The organism is Nonomuraea insulae, assembly GCF_042656245.1.
The window spans coordinates 1-18,338 of sequence record NZ_JBHSPA010000129.1 but is presented as its reverse complement, the minus strand read 5'-3'; the positions used below and the strand labels follow the sequence as shown (position 1 = coordinate 18,338).

General features: G+C 72.6%; 19 protein-coding genes. 15 read left to right on the top strand and 4 right to left on the bottom strand.

What is annotated here, in order from left to right:
* The 4 genes from ACFPZ3_RS67615 to ACFPZ3_RS67600 all read left to right on the top strand — a co-directional run.
* On the top strand, positions 1-1,204 hold a 1,204-nt coding region (locus tag ACFPZ3_RS67615), incomplete at its 5' end, for an aldehyde dehydrogenase family protein (protein ID WP_379524883.1).
* 15 nt (positions 1,205-1,219) lie between these two features.
* Entirely contained in the window at positions 1,220-2,290 is a 1,071-nt protein-coding gene (locus tag ACFPZ3_RS67610) for a Zn-dependent alcohol dehydrogenase (protein ID WP_379524882.1), read from the top strand.
* Position 2,291: 1 nt separating this feature from the next.
* Positions 2,292-3,767 carry an MFS transporter gene (locus ACFPZ3_RS67605; protein WP_379524881.1) on the top strand — a complete coding sequence of 492 codons (1,476 nt, stop codon included), beginning with the start codon at positions 2,292-2,294 and terminating at the stop codon, positions 3,765-3,767.
* Positions 3,764-4,426: a PHP domain-containing protein gene (locus ACFPZ3_RS67600; protein WP_379524880.1), complete on the top strand. Its 663-nt coding sequence runs from the start codon at positions 3,764-3,766 to the stop codon at positions 4,424-4,426. The genes ACFPZ3_RS67605 and ACFPZ3_RS67600 overlap by 4 nt, the downstream gene beginning before the upstream one ends.
* On the opposite strand, the gene ACFPZ3_RS67595 is transcribed toward ACFPZ3_RS67600, so the two are convergent.
* Together ACFPZ3_RS67595 and ACFPZ3_RS67590 are read right to left on the bottom strand one after the other, a co-directional pair.
* Positions 4,414-5,007: a TetR/AcrR family transcriptional regulator gene (locus ACFPZ3_RS67595; RefSeq protein ID WP_379524879.1), complete on the bottom strand. Its 594-nt coding sequence runs from the start codon at positions 5,005-5,007 to the stop codon at positions 4,414-4,416. The genes ACFPZ3_RS67600 and ACFPZ3_RS67595 overlap by 13 nt on opposite strands.
* Positions 5,004-6,212 carry a cytochrome P450 gene (locus ACFPZ3_RS67590; RefSeq protein WP_379524878.1) on the bottom strand — a complete coding sequence of 403 codons (1,209 nt, stop codon included), beginning with the start codon at positions 6,210-6,212 and terminating at the stop codon, positions 5,004-5,006. The genes ACFPZ3_RS67595 and ACFPZ3_RS67590 overlap by 4 nt, the downstream gene beginning before the upstream one ends.
* Before the next feature lie 342 nt (positions 6,213-6,554).
* Here ACFPZ3_RS67590 and ACFPZ3_RS67585 point away from each other — a divergent pair, with 342 nt between their 5' ends.
* From ACFPZ3_RS67585 to ACFPZ3_RS67570, 4 genes are read left to right on the top strand one after another with little or no spacing between them, the layout of a single operon-like run.
* Positions 6,555-8,330, top strand: coding sequence for an ATP-binding protein (locus ACFPZ3_RS67585; RefSeq protein WP_379524877.1), 1,776 nt, complete (start codon positions 6,555-6,557; stop codon positions 8,328-8,330).
* 8 nt (positions 8,331-8,338) lie between these two features.
* Complete coding sequence (locus tag ACFPZ3_RS67580) at positions 8,339-9,490, top strand: metallophosphoesterase family protein (protein WP_379524876.1); 1,152 nt, start codon at positions 8,339-8,341, stop codon at positions 9,488-9,490.
* Positions 9,490-11,961: an AAA family ATPase gene (locus tag ACFPZ3_RS67575; protein WP_379524875.1), complete on the top strand. Its 2,472-nt coding sequence runs from the start codon at positions 9,490-9,492 to the stop codon at positions 11,959-11,961. Before ACFPZ3_RS67580 ends, ACFPZ3_RS67575 begins: the two co-directional genes overlap by 1 nt.
* Complete coding sequence (locus ACFPZ3_RS67570) at positions 11,946-12,914, top strand: hypothetical protein (RefSeq protein WP_379524874.1); 969 nt, start codon at positions 11,946-11,948, stop codon at positions 12,912-12,914. Before ACFPZ3_RS67575 ends, ACFPZ3_RS67570 begins: the two co-directional genes overlap by 16 nt.
* Positions 12,915-12,933: 19 nt before the next feature.
* Here ACFPZ3_RS67570 and ACFPZ3_RS67565 read toward each other — a convergent pair whose 3' ends face one another.
* Positions 12,934-13,275 carry a MarR family winged helix-turn-helix transcriptional regulator gene (locus tag ACFPZ3_RS67565; protein WP_379524884.1) on the bottom strand — a complete coding sequence of 114 codons (342 nt, stop codon included), beginning with the start codon at positions 13,273-13,275 and terminating at the stop codon, positions 12,934-12,936.
* Between ACFPZ3_RS67565 and ACFPZ3_RS67560 the strand changes: the two genes are divergently transcribed.
* Positions 13,198-13,518 carry a Rid family hydrolase gene (locus tag ACFPZ3_RS67560; RefSeq protein ID WP_379524873.1) on the top strand — a complete coding sequence of 107 codons (321 nt, stop codon included), beginning with the start codon at positions 13,198-13,200 and terminating at the stop codon, positions 13,516-13,518. The genes ACFPZ3_RS67565 and ACFPZ3_RS67560 overlap by 78 nt on opposite strands.
* Positions 13,519-13,553: 35 nt before the next feature.
* Positions 13,554-14,039, top strand: a complete 486-nt coding sequence (locus ACFPZ3_RS67555) for an AAA family ATPase (RefSeq protein WP_379524872.1) — start codon at positions 13,554-13,556, stop codon at positions 14,037-14,039.
* On the opposite strand, the gene ACFPZ3_RS67550 is transcribed toward ACFPZ3_RS67555, so the two are convergent.
* Complete coding sequence (locus ACFPZ3_RS67550) at positions 14,024-14,734, bottom strand: SseB family protein (protein ID WP_379524871.1); 711 nt, start codon at positions 14,732-14,734, stop codon at positions 14,024-14,026. The two genes, ACFPZ3_RS67555 and ACFPZ3_RS67550, sit on opposite strands and share 16 nt — an antisense overlap.
* Positions 14,735-14,785: 51 nt before the next feature.
* Here ACFPZ3_RS67550 and ACFPZ3_RS67545 point away from each other — a divergent pair, with 51 nt between their 5' ends.
* The 5 genes from ACFPZ3_RS67545 to ACFPZ3_RS67525 form a co-directional block, all read left to right on the top strand.
* A complete protein-coding gene (locus tag ACFPZ3_RS67545; protein ID WP_379524870.1) occupies positions 14,786-15,817 on the top strand; it encodes an SseB family protein in 1,032 nt (343 codons plus the stop codon).
* Positions 15,814-16,212, top strand: a complete 399-nt coding sequence (locus ACFPZ3_RS67540) for a hypothetical protein (RefSeq protein WP_379524869.1) — start codon at positions 15,814-15,816, stop codon at positions 16,210-16,212. Before ACFPZ3_RS67545 ends, ACFPZ3_RS67540 begins: the two co-directional genes overlap by 4 nt.
* Before the next feature lie 132 nt (positions 16,213-16,344).
* Positions 16,345-16,716, top strand: a complete 372-nt coding sequence (locus tag ACFPZ3_RS67535; protein ID WP_379524868.1) for a YbaB/EbfC family nucleoid-associated protein — start codon at positions 16,345-16,347, stop codon at positions 16,714-16,716.
* Entirely contained in the window at positions 16,713-17,057 is a 345-nt protein-coding gene (locus ACFPZ3_RS67530) for a hypothetical protein (protein WP_379524867.1), read from the top strand. Before ACFPZ3_RS67535 ends, ACFPZ3_RS67530 begins: the two co-directional genes overlap by 4 nt.
* Positions 17,058-17,066: 9 nt before the next feature.
* Positions 17,067-18,338, top strand: a 1,272-nt coding sequence (locus tag ACFPZ3_RS67525; protein WP_379524866.1) for a WXG100-like domain-containing protein, incomplete at its 3' end; no start/stop codon positions are given.

Here is an 18,338-nt window from a genome sequence, read left to right as displayed (position 1 = left end):
GGCGGCGGGCGCGCTGAAGGAGCGGGCCGAGGAACTGGCCGACATGATCGTGGACGAGCTGGGCATGCCGCTGCCGATGACCCGGCTCATCCAGGTCGGCTCGCCGATCAGGACCTTCGCCTCCATGCCCGAGGTGGCGGCGGGCATGGAGTTCGAGGAGCGGCTCGGCGGCTCGGTGGTCTACCGCGACCCGATCGGGGTCGTCGGCGCGATCACCCCGTGGAACTACCCGCTGCACCAGATCGCGGCCAAGGTCGCCCCGGCGCTGACGGCGGGCTGCACGGTCGTGGTCAAGCCGAGCGAGGTCACGCCGCTCAACGCGTTCGTGCTGGCCGACGTGATGCACGAGGTCGGGTTCCCGCCGGGCGTGTTCAACCTGGTCTCGGGCACCGGGCCGGAGGCAGGCGAGGCGCTGGCCGGGCATCCGCTGGTGGACATGGTGTCGTTCACCGGCTCCACCCGGGCCGGGCGGCGGGTGGCCGAACTGGCCGCGGCCGGGGTGAAGCGCACCGCGCTGGAGCTGGGCGGCAAGTCGCCGAACGTGCTGCTCGACGACCTCGACGACGCCGCCTTCGAGGACGCCGTGCGCAAGGGCGTCGGGGCGTGCTTCCTCAACTCCGGGCAGACCTGTTCCGCGCTGACCCGGCTGCTGGTCCCGCGTGAGCGGCTGCCGGAGGCGGAGCGGATCGCGGCGCGGGAGGCGGAGACGTACACGGTCGGCGACCCCCGTGACCCGGCCACCAAGCTCGGGCCGCTGGTCTCGGCCCTCCAGCGGGAGCGCGTACGCGATCACCTGCGGGCAGCGGAGGCCACCGTGCTCACCGGCGGGCCTGAGGCGCCCGGCGAGCACGGACGCGGCTTCTACGTGCGGCCGACCGTGCTGAGCGGGGTCACGCCCGAGTCGCGGATCGCGCAGGAGGAGATCTTCGGGCCCGTCCTGGTGATCCTGCCCTACGACGGCGAAGACGACGCGGTCAGGATCGCCAACGGCACCCCGTACGGGCTGGCGGCCGGTGTGCGCGCCGCCGACCCGGGCCGCGCCGCAACGGTGGCCAGGCGGCTGCGGGCCGGGCAGATCAGGATCAACGACGGCGCCCACAACGGCCTGGCGCCCTTCGGCGGCTTCAAACAGTCCGGGTACGGCCGCGAGTACGGCCGCTTCGGCCTGGAGGAGTTCCTGACCACCACGTCTGTACAGCTCTAGAGCGGAGGAAGGCACATGAGAGGCGTCATCCTGCGCGAAGTGGGCAAGCCTGTGGAGGTCAGCGACGAGCTGACGGTTCGGCGGCCGGGCCCGGGAGAGGTCCGGGTGCGCCTGCGCGCCGCCGGCGTCTGCCACTCCGACCTGTCCATGTGCGAGGGCAGGCTGCCCGCCCAGTTGCCGCTGGTGCCCGGGCACGAGGGCGCGGGCGAGGTGGTCGAGCTCGGCCCCGGCGTGGCGGGCCCGCCCGTGGGCACGCACGTGATCCTGTCCTGGATCCCGCCCTGCGGGAACTGCTTCTTCTGCCTGGGCGGCCAGCCGAACCTGTGCGTCAGCGTCCGCTCCGCCGGGCCCCCGACGCTGAGCGCCGGCGGCGAGCCGGCGTACGCGGGGCTCGGCGTGGGCTGCTTCGCCGAGGAGAGCGTGGTGGACGCGCGGGCCGTGATCCCGATCCCGGACGACGTGCCGTTCGACGTGGCGGCCGTGGTCGGCTGCGCGGTGATAACCGGCGTCGGCGCCGTGGTCAACACCGCCAAGGTGCCTCCGGGGGCGTCGGTCCTGGTGATCGGCTGCGGCGGCGTCGGGATCAACGTGATCCAGGGCGCCGTGCTGGCCGCCGCCGCGCCCATCCTGGCCGTGGACCGCGTACCAGGCAAGCTGGAGGCCGCCCGCGCGTTCGGCGCCACCCACACGACCACCCCTGACGGGCTCATCGAGGCCACCAAGGAGCTGACCGAGGGGCGCGGCTTCGACTACGCCTTCGAGGTCGTCGGCCGCTCGGCCACCATCCGCCAGGCGTGGAAGGCGACCCGGCGCGGCGGCACCACCGTCGTCGTCGGCGCCGGCATCGTCGACGACATGGTGTCCTTCAGCGCCGCCGAGCTGTTCGCCACCGAACGCCGCCTGCTCGGCTGCCTGTACGGCTCGGCCGACGTGCGCACCGGCTTCACCCGCCTGCTGCGCCTGTGGCGGGCCGGCCGGCTCGACCTGGACGGCCTGATCACCAGGCGCATCACCCTCGACGAGGTCGGCGACGCGTTCACCGCCATGGGAACGGGCGACGTGATCCGGTCCCTGGTCACCTTCTGAGATGGCCGACCCTCAGCTGCGCTACGCGTGGCGGGTGTTGTCGGTGGTCAGCCTGGCCAGCATCGTCACCGCCCTCGGCAGCAGTTCGCTGAACGTGGCGCTGCCCGAGGTCGTGCGGCACTTCCACTCAGGCGCCGCCGCCGCGAGCTGGATGTTGTTGTCGTTCATGCTGGCCAACACCGTGCTCATGGTGGTGTTCGGGCGGCTGGCCGACATGTTCGGGCGGCGGTCGATGTACCTGTGGGGGCTGGCCACCTACACCGGTGCCAGCCTGCTGCTCGGCTTCTCCCCGACCGACTGGTGGGTCGTCGGCCTGCGCGTCGTGCAGGCCGCGGGCGGCGCGATGTTGCTCACCAACAGCGCCGCGCTGCTCACCGACGCCTTCCCGCGCCGGCATCTCGGCCGCGGCCTGGGCATCTACATCGCCTCCTTCTCCGTCGCCCAGCTCGTCGGCCCCACCCTCGGCGGGTTCCTCACGCACCGGTTCGGGTGGGAATGGGTGTTCTGGTACAACGTGCCGCTCGGCGTGCTCTGCCTCGTGTGGGGCGCGGTGACCCTGCGCCGCACGGCGCCGGCGGCGGGGGAGCGGGGCATCGACCTGCCGGGCAACGTGCTGGTGCTGGTGTCGCTCGGCGGGCTGCTGTTCGGGTTGTCGCAGGCCGCCGACCTCGGCTGGACGAACCCCGTGGTGCTGGGCGGGATCGTGCTGTTCGCCGTGCTGGTCCCGGTGTTCGTCCTCGTCGAGCGGCGCAGCCGGCATCCCGTGGTGGACGTGCGGCTGTTCGCCGACCGGGTGTTCGCCTTCGACCTGCTGGCCTCGTTCCTCAGCACCGTGGGCAGGATGGCGGTGGTGCTGCTGGTCGCGCTGTTCTACCAGGCGGTGCACGGCGAGGATCCGGTGTCGGCGGGGCTGAAGGTGCTGCCGACGTCCATCGCCATGATGGTCGCCTCCATGTGCGCGGGGCCGCTGCACTCCTGGCTCGGCGCCCGCCTGGTGGCGCTGCTCGGCAACATCGTCGGCACCCTGGGCCTGGTCGTGCTGGTGACCTTCATCTCCGTCGACGTCGGATATGCGGCGATCTGCGTGGGCATGGTGCTGGTCGGAGCGGGGGCCGGGATGTTCATGCCCGCCACCGCCACCACGCTGCTGGACCAGTTGCCGCCGCATCGCGTGGGGATCGTCAACGCCATGCGGCTCATGGTGCAGAACAGCGGCGTCGTGGTGAGCAACGCGCTGGCCCTGTCGCTAGTCACGGGGCCGCTGCCCGCCGCCCTGCGGCCCGCGGTGTTCGCCGGGACCCTGTCGCACGTCGCTCCAGGGAACGTCGGCCAGCTCGTCACCGGCTACCGGTTCACGCTGATGGTGCTGACCGGCGTCTCGGTGCTCGCCGTGCTGGCCTCGCTGGGCGGCCGCCGCAAGGCTCCCCAGCCCGTTCCCGCCGGCGCCGCCTGCCCGGTGGAGGAGCGTACGCCGTGATCGTCGCGCCGGACACGGGCAGGTCCGCGCGGCCCGGGTGGGTGCGGGTGGACTGCCACGTGCACACCGTCGCGTCCGGGGACGCCGTCACCACGCTCGACCAGCTCGCCGAGCGGGTGGCGGCGCACCGGATCGACGTCGTGTGCCTCACCGAGCACAACCACCTGGACGGCACGGCGGAGCGGCTGTCCCGCGCGGTCGGGGCCCGGGTCGTGCTCGGGGAGGAGATTCGCACCGGCTCGGGAGAGCTGATCGGGCTGTTCCTGAACGAGCGGGTGCCGTACGTGCTGAGCGCCCGCGAGGTGGTCAGGCGTGTCCGCGCGCAGGGCGGGGTGGTGTGCGCGCCGCATCCCTACGATCCGCTGCGTTCCGGCGTCGGGGCCGAGCTGGACGGCATGTGCGAGGCCGGGATGATCGACGCCGTCGAGGTGTTCAACGCCAAGGTCGCCGACCAGGAGCACAACCGGGCCGCGTCGCGTACCGCGCTGGCGTACGGCCTGCCCGGCACGGTGGGCTCCGACGCGCACGACCCGGCCGGGATCGGGGCCGCCTACGTCGAGATGCCCGACTTCGACGGCCCCGACTCCTTCCTGGACGCCCTGCGCGCGGCCGAGCGCTACGGCGAGCACCGGCCGCACGCCCGCCGCTACGCGCGCTGAAGGGCGCCGATGGCCGTGACCAGGTCCGCGCCCAGCCGCCGCCAGGCCGCGGCGGCCATCTCGGGCGGCGGTTGTTCCCGTGCCAGCTCCATCTCCAGCTCCGCCGACATGTGCACGATGAGCTGCCGCGTCATGTCCCGGTGGCGGGTGGCCGCCGCCCCGTGGTCGAGTCGCAGGCCGCGCAGGGACGGCGTGTTCAGGTGGGCCTGCACCGCGTATTCGCGCAGCGCGGGCTCCACCGTGACCTGGGCCAGGAAACGGCCGTACCAGGATGGAGTGCCCAGGTCGATGTGGTGCTCGATGCGGGGCAGGACGAAGCGGTGGATGCGGTCCCCTGGCTCGCCGTCGGGGGCCGTCAGCGCCAGCCGGTGCCGCTCGATCGCCTCGGCGTGCTCGGCCAGGATCGCCTTGATGAGGTCGTCCCGGCCCGAGAAGTGATACTGCACGGCCGACTTGTTGCGCTGGCCCGCGGCCTCGCCGATCTGCCGGATGGAGACCGCGGCGAAGCCGTGGGTGGCGTAGAGCCGCTCGGCCGTACGCATGATCAGGCCCCTGGCCACCACCGCCTGCCGGGTTGTCACCAGGTGACCCACACGTCTTCGAGCCCGCCCGTCAGCAGCCCCTTGCGCAGGTGCAGGCCGTCCACGCCGTCGCGCAGGTTCAGCGTGGGCAGCCGGCGGATCAGCGTGCCCAGCACGACCTGCAGCTCCAGGCGGGCCAGCGGCTGGCCCAGGCAGTAGTGCGCGCCCACGCCGAACGTCAGGTGCTGGGCGGCGTTGGCCCGGCGCGGGTCGAACCGCTCGGGCTCGTCGAACCGGCGCGGGTCCCGGTTGGCGGCGGGCCGGCACGGGATGACGGTGGCGCCGGCCGGCACCGTGACGTCGTCGAACGCGGCGTCCTCGGCGGCGACCCGGGGGAAGCCGATCACGCTGAGCGTGGTGTCCAGGCGCAGGATCTCCTCGACCGTGCCCCCGATCAGCTCCGGGTCGTCGATGACGGCCTGGTAGCGCTCGCGCTCCGACAGGAGCATCGCCGTCATGATGGCGATCATGTTGGAGGTGGTCTCGTGCCCGGCCAGCAGCAGCGCCCGCACGGTGGCGATGAGCTCCTGGTGGCTGAGCCGGCCGTCCTCGCTGTCGGAGATCTGGGTGAGCTCGCTCAGCAGGTCGTCGCCCGGGTCGGCGCGCTTGGCGTCCACCAGGTCGGAGACGTATCCGTCGAAGTCCACGTACGCCTGCTCGACCTCCGCCTGGCTGTAGCGGGTCAGCGTGAGCATGACCTGCGACCAGTGCGCGAACTTGTCCTGGTCACTGCTCGGGGCGCCGACCAGCGCGCAGATGACCCGCACCGGCAGCGGCAGGGCGAAGTGCGCCGACAGGTTGGCGGGGGAGCCGGACTTGATCAGCTCGTCCAGCAGTTCGTCGGCCATGGCCTGCACGCGGGGCCGCCACGACTCCATCTTCTTGATGGTGAAGGAGCGGCTGAGCAGCCGCCGCCAGCGCATGTGGCCCTCGCCCCGCATCATGTCCGTGCCCGAGGTGGCACGGTTGAAGATCCCGCCGTCCTTCGTGGTCGCCACCCGCGCCGCGTTCTCGCCGCCGCGCAGGAAGCGCGGGTCGGTGAGCGCGGTGCGCACGTCGTCGTAGCGGGTGAGCAGCTCGGCGGTGTCGCCGCTGGGCAGCCGTACGTGCGCCACCGGGCAGCGGGCCTGCAGGTCGGCCCATTCCTGTGGCGGCTCCAGCGTGGCGTCCCGCTCGAAGGGGTAGTTCGGCACTGTCTCGGTCATTGCGGCCCCTCAGTCGTTGACAGACACCCCAACTTTAAGGCGATTGCCTTAGTAAGGCCAGTGCCTTAATCGGTCGCGTTCCGCCAGTGCTGGTCGGGCAGGAAGCGGACGTCGTACCGCTGGGGGACGGTGCCGAACTTCTCCGGCGCGGTCGCCCATGCCCTTCTCCACGAAATACGGCCGGCCCGGCTCGGGCGGCAGGTGCGAGTGGGAGCGGTAGCGGGTGGCGTACTCCATGGTCATTGCGGTCTCCCTGGCGCGGATGGGCAGGCGAATATCTCTTTACCCCGATAGCTAGGATTCTGCAGAGATATAAAGGACCTTTGGGGCGGGAGAGGATTTGTGATCGAAAAGGCGGAGGCCGTGGCTGACGGGGCCGCTGCGTCGGGGGAGGCGATCGGCCGGGTCCTCGGCACGCAGGCCGCCTCGCCGCTGTCGTTCTGGGTCGCGCTGGCGCCCGGCCGGATCGCGCAGCTCGACGACGTGGTGGTGACCAGGCGGGAGACGCCGGGCTTCGGCCAGGTGCTGGTGGCGGGGGTGGTGTCCGCGGTCGAGGCCAGGCACGAGGGCGCCGGCTTCGACTCCGACGTCTTCCTCATCGCCGACGGCGCCCTGCCCGCCGCGGTCGTGGAATGCGCCGAGGTACGGGTGACCCGGGTCGAGCCGGAGGTGTTCGTGCCGCCGCTGCCCGGCGCGCTCGTCTACCGGGCCGGCGGCGGCGACCGCGACCAGGCGCTCTATTTCGACGTCATGGACCGCCGCATCCCCATCGGCCTGGGCCGCGACGGCCGCCCCATGTACGTCAATTTCGATTTCCTCGACGGCACCCGCGGCGCGCACGTGTCGATCTCCGGCGTTTCCGGTGTGGCGACGAAGACGTCGTTCGCCACGTTCCTGGTGTATTCGATATTCAACTCCGGCGTGCTCGGCGCGGAGGCCGCGAACACGAAAGCGTTGATCTTTTCCGTGAAAGGCGAGGACCTGCTGTTCCTCGATCACGGCAACACCCGGCTGGACGCCGCCGCGAGAGACCAGTACGCGCGCCTCGGCCTGCCCGCGGCCCCCTTCCACAGCGTCCACGTGTTCGCCCCGCCACGCCCCGACGACCCCAACGGCGTGCCGAACGTCGCGGCCAGGACCCAGGGGGTCAGCGCCTACTACTGGACGCTGGCGGAGTTCTGCGCGGAGGAGCTGCTGCGGTTCGTCTTCACCGACGCCGACGACGAGCGGGCGCAATACTCGCTGCTCGTCGGCCAGGTGGCGGCCCGGCTGCAGTCCTGGGCCGAGCCGGTGGGCGAGGGCGGCTCCGTACGCGTGCGCCGCCCGGGCGAGGACGCGGGCCCGCTCTGCCGGACCTTCGCCGACCTGGTGGACCTCATCGCGGGCCGGCTCGCCGACGAGGGCACCCGCTCGGCGTGGACCGGCGCCCCGACGCCGCTGGGCACGGTGAACGCGTTCCTGCGGCGGCTGCGCAGCGCGGTGCGCCCCCTGTCGCCGATCATCCGCGGCGACCTGCCCGCCCGCGGACGTCACTCGATCGCCACGTCCGACGCCCAGGTGTCCATCGTGGACCTGCACAACCTCCCGGAACGGGCCCAGCGGTTCGTGGTCGGCGTGACCCTGCGCGGCGAGTTCTCCCGCAAGGAGAGCGCCGGCACGGCCAAGCCGCTGCTGTTCGTGGTCCTGGACGAGCTGAACAAGTACGCGCCCCGCGAGGGCGAGTCGCCCATCAAGGAGATCCTGCTCGACGTGGCCGAACGCGGCCGCTCCCTGGGCGTGATCCTCATCGGCGCCCAGCAGACGGCTTCGGAGGTCGAGCGGCGCATCGTGGCCAACTCCGCCGTCCGCGTCGCCGGGCGGCTCGACTCCGCCGAGGCCACCCGCCCGGAGTACGGCTGGCTGCCCGCGACCGCCCGGGAACGTGCCACGATCGCCCGGCCTGGGACGATGTTCGTCGCCCAGCCGGAGATCCCCGTGCCGCTCGCGATCTCCTTCCCCTTCCCCGCGTGGGCCACCCGCCCCTCCGAGGCGCAGCCGCTGCCCGCCGTCACCCGGCGCCGCGGCGACGACCCCTTCGCCGGGCTGCCCGGCGCCGACGACGACGTACCTCCCTTCTAAGGAGCCGGATGAAGATCCTGCACACCGCCGACTGGCACGTCGGCAAGGTACTGAAGGGCCGCCAGCGCATCGACGAGCACCGCGCCGTGCTGGGCGAGCTCGTGACGCTGGCCCGCGAGGAGGACGTGGACGCCGTCATCGTGGCCGGGGACCTCTTCGACACCACCGCGCCCACCCCGGAGGCCCAGTCGCTGGTGCTGCCCGCCCTGCTGGCGCTGCGCGAGGACGGCCGCGACGTCGTGGTGCTGGCCGGCAACCACGACAGCCCCCAGCTCCTGGAGGTCTACCGTCCCGTCCTGGGCCGGCTGGGCATTCACGTCGTCGGCTCCTTCCGCCGTCCCGACCAGGGCGGCACCCTGACGTTCACGGCCCGCTCCGGGGAGCCGGTGCGGCTGGCCGTGCTGCCGTTCCTGTCCCACCGGTACGTCGTGCGCGCCGCCGACGTCCTCACCGGAACCCCCGCCGACCACAACCGCGACTACGCCGCCCGCATCGCCGAACTCCTCCAGGCCCTCACCGCGGACTTCGGCGCCGACACCGTCAACCTCGTCACCACCCACGGCACGCTCCCCAGCGGCAGGTTCGGCGGCGGCGAGCGGCGGGCCCAGTCGATCTTCTCCTACTACTTCGAGCCCACCGCGTTCCCCCCTGCCACCCAGTACGCCGCCCTCGGCCACCTGCACCGCCGCCAGCAGATCCCCGGCCCCTGCCCGATCTGGTACAGCGGCTCGCCCCTGGCGGTCGATTTCGGCGAGGAGGACAACGTCCCCGGGGCGCTGCTCGTCACGGTCGAGCCGGGCCGCCCGGCGGTCGTGCGCGAGGCGGAGATCACCTCGGCCCGCGCCCTGGCCACCAGGACGGGCACGCTGGAGCAACTGGAGGCGATGGCCGCCGACCTGGGGGAGACCTGGCTGCGGGTGATCGTGGAGGAACGGCCGCGCCCCGGGCTCGCCGACATCGTGCGCGAGATCCTTCCCACCGCGCTGGAGGTGTCCGTCCACGAGCGCTTCCAGCCGGTACGCGACCCCCGCCGCAGCCCGTCACCCGGCGGCGCCCGCGGCCCCCGGGACCTGTTCCGCGACTACCTGTCCGCGGCCGGCCGCCAGAACGACCAGGTGGCCGCGCTGTTCGACCGGCTCCACGAGGAGGTGACGACCTGATGCGCCCGCTGCTGCTGCACGTGGACAACTTCGGCAGTTTCCGCGAGCCGGTCACAGTGGATTTCTCCGACGTGGACTACTTCGTCCTCGTCGGCCCGACCGGGGCGGGGAAGAGCACGCTCATCGACGCCATCTGCTTCGCCCTGTACGGCACCGTGCCGCGCTGGGACGACAAGAAGGTCATCTCCCACGCCCTGGCCCCGTCCGCGATCGCGGGCAAGGTCGCGCTGGTCTTCGAGAGCTCCGGCCGCAGGCACGCCGTGGTACGCGCGCTCAAACGCGACCCCAAGGGCAAGGTGCACACCTCCGAGGCCCGGCTCGACGAGCTCGACCCGGACCTCCCGCCGTCGGCCGGGCTGGAGGAGCTGATGGGCGCCATCCTCGGCCCGGTCGCGGAGGGCGCCGCCGTCACCACCGAGGTCCAGCGGATCACGGGCCTGGAGTACCGGTTCTTCACCCAGTGCGTCGTGCTGCCGCAGGGCAAGTTCGCCGAGTTCCTGCACACCGAGCCGGGCAAACGGCAGGACCTGCTGGTCCAGCTCCTCGGCGCCGACGTCTACGAGCGGGTACGCCAGCGCGCCGTACAGGAGGAGAACGCCGCGGCGCAGGCGGCGAGCTTCGCCCGCGGGCGGCTGGCCCGCCTTACGGACGCCGACGAGGCCGCCGAGCAGGCCGCCGCCGCACGGCTGGACTCCCTGCGTGCGCTCGGCGACCAGGTCAGGACCGATCTCGACGCGCTCAGCGCCTCCGACGCCGAACGCCGGGCGCTGTCGGAGGAACGGGACGACCTGCGGCGGCGCCTGGCCGCGCTGACGGCGCTCGCCATGCCCCCCGAGGTGCCCGACCTCGCCGAGACCGCCCGTCAGGCGGCCAAGGAGGTCACCGGGCACACGTCGGCCGCGGCCGACGCGGAGGCCGCTGAGCAGCGGGCCGAGGACGAGCTGGCCGCCCTGGACGATCCCGACGTGCTGACGGACGAGCTGAGGAAGATCGAGGAGCACCAGCGCCTCGTCACCGAACTCCGGGCCGCCTCGGACTCGGCGGCCAGGACGCGGGCTGAGCTCGAACCGCTCGCCGCCCGCTCCCGTACGCTCCAGGCGGAGCTGGCCGAGGCCGAGCAGGCCAGGGACCGGCTGCGCGACGCGCACCTCGGCGCCGAGCTGGCCCGCCGCCTGGTCGTCGGCCACGACTGCCCCACCTGCCTGCGTCCCGTCGAACACCTGCCCCACCACCCGGAGACGGCCGGCCTGCGCGCGGCCGAGCGGCGCGTGGCGGCCTGCGAGCAGGAGGCCGAGCAGGCCAGGACCCGGCACACGCGGGCGGAGACCGAGGCCCGCCACCTGGAACGCACGGCCCACGACCTGTCCACCCGCGCCTCCGCCGTCCCCCTGCCCGCCGCCCTCCGCGCTGAGGTGGAGGAGCGGCTCGCGGTCGTGCGTGAGGCGCACCGTCGTGCCGCCCGGCTCAGGAAGGCCGGCCGGGACGCCCGGGCCGGGCTCGCCGGGGCGAGGAGCCGCGCCGACGAGCTGACCGGCAGGACCGACCGGCTCTGGCGCGACCTGGAGACCGCCCGCGACACCGTGGTGCCGCTCGGCGCGCCGCCCCTGGACCGCGGCGACCTCCACCACGCCTGGACGAGCCTGCTCACCTGGCGGGAGGAGGCGGCCACCGGGCAGCGGCTTGCCCTGGAAACCCAGGACGGGCGCATCGCCGGGGCCGAACGCCGGGCCGGCCGCCTGTGGTCGGCCGTGGTGGCCCGCCTGGCCGAGCACGATGTGCCCGTCCCCGCCGATGCCGCCGCCGGTCCGGGCGGACACGATGCGCCCGATGCCGCCGCCGCCCGGCTGGGTGAGCTGGTGGTGGTCGCGATCGCGCGGGCGCGGGAGCGGCTCAATCGGGTCAAGGAGAACCGCGCCACCGCCAGGGAGCTCGACGAGCAGGCCAGGACGGAGGAGGAGCGGGCCAGGGTGGCGAAGGAGCTGGCCCAGTGCCTGCGGGCGGACGCCTTCGAGCGCTGGCTCTGCACCGAGGCGCTCGACCTGCTGGTCACCGCCGCCTCCGAGACCCTGCGCGAGCTGTCCGACGACCAGTACGAGCTGGCCCTCGGCCCCAGGAACGAGATCGAGGTCATCGACCACGCCGAGGCGGGCATGCGGCGCAACGCGCGCACGCTGTCGGGCGGGGAGACGTTCCAGGCCGCGCTGGCGCTGGCGCTGGCCCTGTCCGACCAGGTGGCCGGGCTGTCCACCGCGGCGGCCCGCAGCCTCGACTCCCTCTTCCTCGACGAGGGTTTCGGCAGCCTCGACCCGGCCACCCTGGACACGGTGGCCACCACGCTCGAACGCCTGGCCGGAGGCCGCGAACGCATGGTGGGCGTGGTCACCCACGTGCCGGCGCTGGCCGACCGCGTCCCTGTCCGCTTCGAGGTCCACCGCGACGCCAAGGGGTCACATCTGTGCAGGACGACATGACGTTCACCGTCGACCCGTGGGACCCCGGCTACTCGGCGGCGCTGAACGCCGAGGCGCTCGCCGAGCTGGACGCGACGAGCGCGGAACTCGATCTGGACGTCGAGATGAGCGCCGCCGACTGGCGTCCCGTCACCCCGGACCCCGGCACGGCGCCCCCGGACGTGCTGCTGATCGCCGACGGGGTACGCAGGATCGACGCCCGCGTGTGGACCCACACCTCTGACGGGGCCGAGCCCATGCCCGGGATCGCCGCGTCCTGCGCCGCCGGGATCGTCCGCTGCGCTCCGGGCGAGGGGGCCGAGCTCGCCGCCGTGGAGGTGAGCAGGTCCCTGTTCAGTGCCTCCCCGCACGCGGTGGACATCGCCGCCGGTTACCGGGCCAGGCGAGCCCCCGGCTCCGGCATGGAGGAGCTCTCCCTGGCGCTCCAGCGCCACCTCACCCGGCTGGAGGTCGAGCTGGCCGTCCCCCACCGGGCCGGGGACGATCTCCTGGTGGTGGACGGGCCGTTGCGGGGGCGCGCGCACCTGCCGCGCACGGTCGGGTTCATCAAGACCCACCACACCGCCTACCTGCCGGCGCCGCAGGCCGCCACCGTGTCGCGGCTGCTGCCGGGGCAGCGCACCCCGATCTTCCTCATGGGTACGAGCTGGCGCCGCCACGCCTGGTACCTGCGGCTGCCCGGGCAGTCCGGCATGCCGTGGGCGGGCGTCGTGCGCTGCGAGGCGAGCGCGGAGTTGTCCCGTGACGACCTGGTGCGCCTGGCCGACTCGGTCAGCCACGCTCTGCCGCCGCTGGCGGGCGTGGACTACAAGGACCCGCGCGCTCCCCAGAACCTCATCCCCATCGGCGGCCTCGAACGGCTGCTGCGCCACCGGCTCGGCGACGCCCGCCTGCTGTATCGCGCCCTGCGCTCGGCCGCCGCCCGGCAACCCGATCTCCAGCCGGTGCCCTGACCTCCGGAAATCGGGCCGGCTAAGCGAGGTCGACGGGCCGGACGCGCAGCTTGGCGGCGATGCGGGCCAGCGCCTGCTGGTCGGCGACGGTGTAGCGGCCGTCGCCGGGGTCGGGCGACCGCTCCACCCAGCCGCGCTGCTCGAACCGCTTGACGACGTTGGACAGGCGCGAGAGGGAGCCGTTGGCCAGGTAGGCGAGCTCGCTCATCCGCAGGCGGCGCTCAGGAGCCTCCGAGATGTGGCTGAGGGCCAGGTATTCGAACAGGGTCAGCCCGGCGCCCTGTTGCAGCGGCGACTCCAGCCGCCCAGGCAGCAGCAGAACCAGCGAGACCAGCCCGGTCCAGTTCAGGCCTTCGAGAATGTCGGGCGCACCCTTGCCGAGGCCGGTGCGACGTGGCGCGATGTGATCTCGGTGGACTCCTACCACATCCCCGGCTCCGCCGACTTCATCGGAGAGGTCCACAACCGGGTCATGGTCGAGCAGTTCCGTGAGCGTATGGGCGACCGCTCGCCCATCTGGACCGAGATCGGCGTCGCGGCCCTCGGCGCCCCGAAGATGCGCGTCGAGATCCGCGTCACCGCCGTCGTCGGCCACGACGGCTGACCGGCGCGTCGCACGGTTGCGCTAGTCTCACCCGGATGGCGAAGGTCTTGGTCACCGGGATGTCCGGCACCGGCAAGTCCACCACGTCGCAGTTGCTGGCCGCCCGGGGGCATCGCGCCGTCGACACCGACACCGACCAATGGAGCCACTGGGTGACCCTGCCCGACGGAACCGCCGACTGGGTGTGGCGGGAAGAGGCCATCAGCGACCTGCTCACCCACCACGACGAGGGCACCCTCTTCGTGGCCGGCTGCAAGTCCAACCAGGGCCGGTTCTACCCTCTGTTCGACCACGTCGTGCTGCTCAGCGCTCCCGTCGAGATCATGCTCGCCCGCATCGCCGCGCGAACCGACAACCCCTTCGGCAAGCTCCCCGAGGAGCGTGCGGCGATCCTGCGCGACCTGGCCAACGTGGAGCCGCTGCTCAGGGCCACCTCCTCGGTCGAGATCGACACCTCCGCGCCGATCGGCGAGGTGGTCGAACGGCTTGAGGAACTGGCGCTGGCTCAGGGCCGTACGTAGAAGGGCGGGACGTCCTCCAGCAGGTTCATCCCGTCGGGGCCCGGCGCGAGGATCTCGATCTGTACGGCCTGTTCAAGGGCGCTGCCGGGCGGGAAGTCGAGTGTGGCGGCGGGAAGGTCGCCGGGGTCGTCCAGGATCACCACCATGATCGTCTTCCGGCCCTGCGACGGGTAGTACCTCCAGCCCAGGTGCGCCGCCCGTACACCCGGCACCTGGTCCAGCCACCTGGTGATCTTCTCGACGACGCTCGGCGGGACGTCGTCCGCCGAGCCGACGCGCATCATGGTGAACGTGCCGTCCACCGCGTCCATGAGCCGGTCGATCTGACCCGGTGGGAAGTCCACGCTGTCGTCCGAGTGGGGGTTGAGGATGAAGTGGCGTCCCCAGGTCATGGAGAACAGGCCCCGAGGGTCGATCGTCATCAAGGGGGAGCCGTCGATCATGCCGGGATGGGCCGCGCGGGTGGCGGCGACCTTCGCGGGTGAGGTGTAGATGGGGATGTGATCCTCGCCGTCGATCGTGAAGAACTGCAGGACGATCGGCGGTTCCGCGGGGCGCTTCTTCCTGCCCGGTCTGGCCAGGATGACGACATGGCCGCGGAGCAGGGTCGCGAAGAACTCCACGAGGGAGTCGTCGCCGCCGTCCATCGCCCGGCGTAAGGCGGCCTCGACCTCGTCCGGGCTGGCTTCGTTCACGTGTTCTTCATAGCACGGTGACCTCCGAGCGGTCATTGACAGAATGGGCGGATGACCGCCGTTGATCACCTGCCGGCCACGCCGTTCGAGGAGCGGCTCTGGGCCGCCCACCAGGACGGGCAGCGGGCACTGTGCCTGAGCCTGCTGCGCGGGGCCGACCTGGCGCTGCCGATCACCGCCGCCGCCGCGGAGGGCCGCGAGACCCCCACCTGGGCGACCGCCGTGGAGGAGGGGCGGACACCGGCCGGGGAGATCGGCGTGGAGGAAGGCCGGACGGCTGCCGGGGAGGGAGATCGGACGCCCGCCGGGCAGGGGAGCCGGGCATCGGCCGTGGAGGAGGGGCGGAGCTCGGCCGGGGTGGCCGACGGCGGTGGCGGGCGGACGTGGTTGCTCGCCTACACCTCCGTCGAGGCGATGCGGCTGGCCACCGGCGGCGCCGCCACCCACTGCCGGGTCGTGTCGATGACCGAGCTGGCGGCCGGCTGGCCTGACCTGCGGTGGGGGCTGGCGGTCAACGCGGGGCTGCCGGTGTCGTTCCTGCTGGAGCCGGGGACGGTGGCCAGGCTGGCGGTGCCCACGATGGCCCAGGATCTCCTGATCGACCCCGAATCGGGTGTGCCGGTGGTGCAGAAGCTGCTCGCGCCCGCCGACCTCCCGGCCCTGCTGGCCGCCACCGAGCCCCGGGTGTCCGGCTACTGCCACCACGCGCTGGACGTCGCCCACATCGCCACGCCCGCCGTCCTCGCCGCGGCGCTGAACGCCCAGGACGTGCTGACCGAGAGCGGCTCGCTGAACATCCTGCGCTGGCGTCCCGTCGGCCTTGACCTCTACCGCACTCCGTACGGAGGCGCCGACGAGGAGGGCAGGCAGGCGGTGGCGGGCTGGGTGGTGGAGGAGCCGCCCTTCGTGGGCATGGGGCTGGTGCCCAGCGTCGACAACGTCATCCGCGAGTACAAGGTGTACGGAGTCGGCCTGCCCCACGGGGCCGAGATCTGGGAGCTGACCATCGAAGGCGCCGAGCACCGCAGGGCCCTCTACCACGGCGACCTGCGGCGCTGGTTGCTGATCGGCACGAACGCGTGACGGCCTGGCACGCCTACCGGGCCCGCTGGCGGGGCGCCGACTACGCCGCCAGCCCCGAGCCGCACGCCCTGGAGCTGTGGGTACGCCTGCGCAGCCCCGGCCCCCTTGACGGTTTCGAGGAGGTCGAGCCCGGCTGCCACGTGCGTACGGTCCCCGCCCCCGAGTGCGAGTCGCTGCACTTCGTCACGGTCGTGTGCCACTGGCGTGGCCAGCCGTTCCAGGTGCACGACGAGCGGGACGGGCGGCTGCTGCTCGAATATCTGGGCGGGTCCGTCGTCATCGCCCGCGAGCTGGGCCTGGAACGGGTCGAGCGGGGCGTCTATCGCCGCTGGGCGCCTCGGGCGGAAGCCGGTGAACTGCGCGAGGAGGTCATACCGGTCATCTATCGAAATTAACAACTTTTCGGATAGACCCTTGTTTCATGGTGTTCATGTGACGGAAACTTACTTGACAGGTAGATGTGCCGTAACAGGACAGAATGCCGCGAGGGGGATATGGGCTCACCGGAGCGGCCAGATGTGGCGGGGATGCGCGCGTACGCGGAGGAGCTGCGCGACATGTTCACCCGGCTGCAGGACGAGGGGCCCGCGCTGCACGCCAAGGCGAGGGCGGTCCAGACGACCGAGACCTCGCCCGACGGCCTCGTCTCGGTGACCGTGGGGGCGCGCGGCGAGATCGTCCGGCTTGACCTCGACCCGCGCATCTACCGGCGTCCCGACGCGCGCAAGCTGGCCGACACGATCGCGGAGACCGCGCGGAAGGCAGCCGCGGCGGCGCAGGAACGCATCGTGAAGATCTTCGAGCCGGTGATTCCTCCAGAGCACTTCAGGGCGCATCTGGACGGCGACGTCGAGACCGTGCTGGCACGGCTCACCGACCAGATGGGGGGCGACAGGTGAAGGAATGGGACGGCACGTACATCGCCAAACCCGTCGTGGATCGAGGCATCTCCGAGTGGACCACGATGGCTGAGGAGCTGGAACGCGGCCTGCCGAGGCTGGCCGCCGCCGTCGAGGCGTGCCTGGCGACCCAGCCCTGGGGCCCCGGTGCCGAGGGCGACTCCTTCCGCGAATCGCACTTCCGCGACAACGGGCCTGGCGACATGCTCGCCCGGTGCTCCCGGCTCCCCAGAGAGGTCACGGACGCGGGGGACAGGCTGCGCATGGCCATCGACAACACCCTCCAGACGGACGCTGACATCCGGCATGACCTCACGACCGGTCAGACGCGCGAAGTCTGAGGCGCGCACATGTCGCACACGGGCGGGATCGACGTCCAGGGCTCCGGCGGGCTGCCGAACCCGCGGGAAGTCGCCAGGATCGACACCGACACGCTTCCCGTCTGGGAGACAGAGGCGCTGCCCGACTGGGTCGTCTACTGGGTGATCCCGATGCTGGCCGCCGGTCAGCATTGGCCGGGGGCCAGCGAGAGCGGGCTGTCGGCGCTGGCGCGGGCGTACGCGGCGGTCGCCGATGGGGCCACCAGCCCCGCCGAGCCCGCCGGCTCGGCCGCGCGGACCATCGTGAACGGCTGGATGGCGCCCGCCACCTCCCATTTCGTCGCCAGGGCCCGCGAGCTGTACGGCAACGACGTCGGCCTGTCCGGGGTGAGCGGCAACGCGCGGGCGTACTCGCAGCAGGCCGACAACTTCGCCGTCGAGACGCAGTACTCCAAGCTCTCCGTGAACGTGGCGTTCTGGGTGACGGTCGTCGCCATCGGCATCGCCCTGTTCGTCAACTTCTTCACCGCGGGCAGCGCCACCGCCCTCATCGGCCCGTACGCGGCCGCGGGGCGCTCGGCGATGAGCCGCATCCTGGTCAGGCTCGCCACCCTCGCCGGCCGGGAGGCCGGTGCCACCAGGCTGGCCAGGGTGGCCGTGCTCAGCGGGGCCACCGGGCGCGGCATCCTCACCCGGCTGCTGACCTCGCCGATCGGCAGGGAACTCATCGAGGAGATCGGTGAGGAGTTCTTCATCGACGCGGCGGCCCAGTACCAGCAGATCCAGATGGGCACCCGGCAGAACTGGGACTGGCAGAAGTCCGGCGCCGCCGTCGTCGGCGCGGGCACCGGCGCCGTCATCGGCACCCGGCTGGCCGGCCCCGTCTCCCGCGTCACCCGGCACGTGCCCGGCTTCACCGGCCGCGCCCTGACCACCGGCCTCACCAACACGATCGCCTCTCCGTTCGGCAGCTTCATCGCCAACGGCGTGGTGTACGGGCAAGTGCAGAACCCGTTCACGGCGGACTCGCTGATGGGCGGCTTCCTGGGGGGCGCCGGGCGTACGGGGAGCATCAGTCCCTTCAGCCCTGACGTCGCCTCGGCCCTGGCCCACCCGCTGAGCAGCCTCGCCGCCGCCCACGACGCCGCAGCGGCCAAGGACGCGGCCCGCTCCGGCCCCGGCCCCGGCGGGCCCGGCCCGACGACCTCGCCGACCGTCGCCCCCACCCCCGACGACGGCCAGCCCGGCGCGGCACGCACGGCCGACCCCGCCACGATCCCCGCCCCCCGCACCGCAGGAACC

Coding starts and splice junctions, on each gene's coding strand:
- ACFPZ3_RS67610 (WP_379524882.1), top strand. CDS start 1,220: ATGAGAGGCGTCATCCTGCGCGAAGTGGGCAAGCCTGTGGAGGTCAGC.
- ACFPZ3_RS67605 (WP_379524881.1), top strand. CDS start 2,292: ATGGCCGACCCTCAGCTGCGCTACGCGTGGCGGGTGTTGTCGGTGGTC.
- ACFPZ3_RS67590 (WP_379524878.1), bottom strand. CDS start 6,212: ATGACCGAGACAGTGCCGAACTACCCCTTCGAGCGGGACGCCACGCTG.
- ACFPZ3_RS67580 (WP_379524876.1), top strand. CDS start 8,339: ATGAAGATCCTGCACACCGCCGACTGGCACGTCGGCAAGGTACTGAAG.
- ACFPZ3_RS67575 (WP_379524875.1), top strand. CDS start 9,490: ATGCGCCCGCTGCTGCTGCACGTGGACAACTTCGGCAGTTTCCGCGAG.
- ACFPZ3_RS67555 (WP_379524872.1), top strand. CDS start 13,554: ATGGCGAAGGTCTTGGTCACCGGGATGTCCGGCACCGGCAAGTCCACC.
- ACFPZ3_RS67545 (WP_379524870.1), top strand. CDS start 14,786: ATGACCGCCGTTGATCACCTGCCGGCCACGCCGTTCGAGGAGCGGCTC.
- ACFPZ3_RS67535 (WP_379524868.1), top strand. CDS start 16,345: ATGCGCGCGTACGCGGAGGAGCTGCGCGACATGTTCACCCGGCTGCAG.